Here is a 705-nt window from a genome sequence, read left to right as displayed (position 1 = left end):
CATGGTGGTTCCTTCGACTTGTTCAGGTCGAGGGAACCGTAATTATCTGGAGTGAAATCATGGAAAACCGAAGGAAACCTGCGCCTCGCGCCGCCACGCTCGACATAAACTGCGACTGCAAAGAATATGTGCTCGATTATCTCGCGCACGGCTTTCCGGTCCAATTGTTCGAACCCTGCACCGACGGCGAGGGCAATCTTGCGTCGCGGCCCGCTTATGACGAGGCCGGCAATCAGATCGTCAGCCGCGAGGCGTGCCGGCGGCGCGACGCGATGATCGAGAAGCTCGCCGCGTTGCCGCCGGTGCCGGGCGCGCTCGATCAGATCGTCCAGCATTTCGGGACCGAGACGGTCGCCGAGGTGACGGGGCGCTCGCGTCGCATTGTCCCGCGGACGGGCGACGACGGAGATGTGCGTTTTGCGGTCGAGACCCGCCCCGGCAGTGCGAACATTGGCGAGACCCACGCCTTCATGGACGACGAGAAGCGCATCCTTGTCTTCTCGGAGGCCGGGGGAACGGGCCGCTCCTATCATGCCGATCTCGGCGCCAAGAACCAGCGGCGGCGCATTCACTATCTGCTTTTGACGTATTCCTCGTTGGATATCCTTAGCGCGGTACGGCCGCAGAGTCGACGGTTACGGGAGACTTGGCCGCGACACTTACGGCCGGGATCGGCTGCTGCTGTGTTGGCGGAGGGCGTAGCCC

General features: G+C 63.0%; 1 pseudogene. It reads left to right on the top strand.

The features are described from left to right. Positions 1–41 precede the first annotated feature (41 nt). Positions 42–585, top strand: a pseudogene (locus FG95_RS18490) (strawberry notch C-terminal domain-containing protein); the annotation flags it as partial. Between the last annotated feature and the right edge of the window lie 120 nt (positions 586–705).

The sequence above is a fragment of the Sphingopyxis sp. LC363 genome, from assembly GCF_000756385.1.
Taxonomy (GTDB): domain Bacteria; phylum Pseudomonadota; class Alphaproteobacteria; order Sphingomonadales; family Sphingomonadaceae; genus Sphingopyxis.
The sequence above is the reverse complement of the archived record's forward strand: the minus strand, read 5'-3'. Positions and strand labels throughout refer to the sequence as shown.